Origin of the sequence: Streptomyces sp. UH6 (assembly GCF_013421635.1) — a bacterium.
GTDB lineage: Bacteria > Actinomycetota > Actinomycetes > Streptomycetales > Streptomycetaceae > Streptomyces > Streptomyces abyssomicinicus.
In genome coordinates this window covers 1-2,115 of the sequence record NZ_JACADT010000975.1, presented here as the reverse complement: position 1 = coordinate 2,115, position 2,115 = coordinate 1, and the positions used below count along the sequence as shown (strand labels likewise).

Sequence of the window (2,115 nt, the reverse complement as noted above, 5' to 3'; positions counted from 1 at the left end):
GGGCGTGTCGGAGGGGTGCGGCAGGATGGGACGGATGAGTGACGAGGAGCGGTCCGGCGCCGCACTCCCCGACTACGCGGAGCTGGTGCTGGACGTCGCGGAACGGATCCCTCCGGGCCGGGTGATGACCTACGGGGACGTCGCCGAATGGCTCGGTGAGGGCGGCCCGCGTCAGGTGGGGCGGGTGATGGCGCTCTACGGGAGCGCCGTGCCGTGGTGGCGGGTCGTCCGGTCCGACGGGGTGCTGCTGCCCGGCCACGAGCTGCGGGCGCTGGGCCACTACCGGGACGAGGGCACTCCGCTGCGGGAGGCCACCGGCGCCTCCCGGGGGTCGCTGCCGCGGCTCGACATGCGGCGGGCCCGGTGGGACGGCACTCCGGCCGGAGCGGACACGGGACGTGCCGGAGGTCACAGTGGGTCCGGTGGGCGCGGGGCGCCGGAGCCGGACGGGCCTCCCGGGTACGTGCCGGAGGACCTGCCGGAGGACCTGCCGGAGGGCTGACCGGCCCGCTGCTGCTCCGTCCGGGTGAATCCCGGTGGGCGTGGACTCGCACGGGCACGCCCCCGCGATGCCGTACGTTCGACAGTCGACCGCATGCGCGCCGGCTCCTCCAGGACCTTCCGTGCGCGTCCACCGATCGGTCGGTTCCGCCTCGCGGACCCGCACCGGTCGGTTCCGCCCCCGTCGATTCCGTATCACCGACTCCGCTCACACCAAAGATTCCGCTCCACCGATTCCGTACCACCGACTCCGCACCACCAGGACCGGCGAACCATGAGCATTCCCACCACCACCGCGTCACCGCCCCGCCGTCAGGCGCGGCGGGCGGCCGACGGCGGGTACCGGCTGGTCCGCACGCCGGTCGCCGTGCCGGAGCCGCCGCGGCTCGACGCGGCGCAGCGCGCGGTGGTGGGGCACCGCTCGGGGCCGCTGCTCGTCCTGGCCGGTCCGGGCACGGGGAAGACGACCACGCTGGTGGAGTCGGTGGCCGCCCGCATCGCCCGTGGCGCGAACCCGGCGCGGATACTCGTGCTCACGTTCAGCCGCAAGGCCGCCATGGAACTCCGGGACCGGATGGCGGCGCGGGTCGGCGCGGCCCGGGCGCCGCAGGCCACCACCTTCCACTCCTTCTGTTACGCGCTGGTCCGCGCCCACCAGGAGAGCGGGCTCTTCGCCGAGCCGCTGCGCCTGCTCTCCGGTCCCGAGCAGGACGTCACGGTGCGCGAGCTGCTGGCCGGTCAGCCGGAACTGGAGCGGCTGGGTCTGTCCCATGTCCGCTGGCCCGACGACCTGCGGGCCTGCCTCACCACCCGCGGCTTCGCCGACGAGGTGCGCGCCGTGCTGGCGCGCAGCCGTGAGCTCGGACTCGACCCGGCGGCGCTGGACGCCTTCGCCCGCCGGATAGGCAGGCCCGACTGGCGGGCCGCCGCGGCGTTCCTCGCCGAGTACCTGGACGTCCTCGACCTCCAGGGCGTCGTCGACTACGCGGAGCTGGTGCACCGGGCGGTGCTGCTGGCCAACCGCCCGGAGGTGGGCACCCGGCTCGCCGCCGAGTACGACGCCGTCCTGGTCGACGAGTACCAGGACACCGACCCGGCCCAGGTCCGGCTGTTGCGGGCGCTGGCCGGGGGCGGCCGCACCCTGGTCGCGTTCGGCGACCCCGACCAGTCGATCTACGCCTTCCGCGGCGCCGACGTGAACGGCATCCTCGACTTCCCGCACGTCTTCCCCCGGGCCGACGGCCGCCCGGCGCCGGTCGAGGTGCTGCGCACCTCGCGGCGGGCCGGGGCCGGTCTGCTCGCCGCGACCCGGCTGCTCACCCGGCGGATGCCGCTGACCAGGCTTCCCGCCGAGAAGGTGCGTGCCCACCGTGAGCTGGTCCCCGACCGTGAGGGCGGCTCGGTGGAGGTGTACACCTACCCGACCGCCGGTACGGAGCTGGCCAATGTCGCCGACATCCTGCGCCGCGCCCACCTGGAGGACGGCGTGCCGTGGTCGGAGATGGCGGTGTTGGTGAGGGCCGGCTCGCGGTCCCTGCCGGTGGTGCGGCGCGCCCTCACGGCCGCGGGCGTGCCGCTGGACATCGACGGTGACGACGTGCCGCTGCGGCACGA

General features: G+C 75.2%; 2 protein-coding genes. Both read left to right on the top strand.

The window, feature by feature from the left end:
* Positions 1–4 precede the first annotated feature (4 nt).
* Positions 5–502 (top strand): MGMT family protein, encoded by a 498-nt coding sequence (locus HW445_RS28215; protein WP_374939711.1) that lies wholly within the window; start codon positions 5–7, stop codon positions 500–502.
* A gap of 273 nt (positions 503–775) precedes the next feature.
* The coding region (locus tag HW445_RS28210) for an ATP-dependent helicase (RefSeq protein ID WP_180223685.1) at positions 776–2,115 on the top strand (1,340 nt) is incomplete at its 3' end.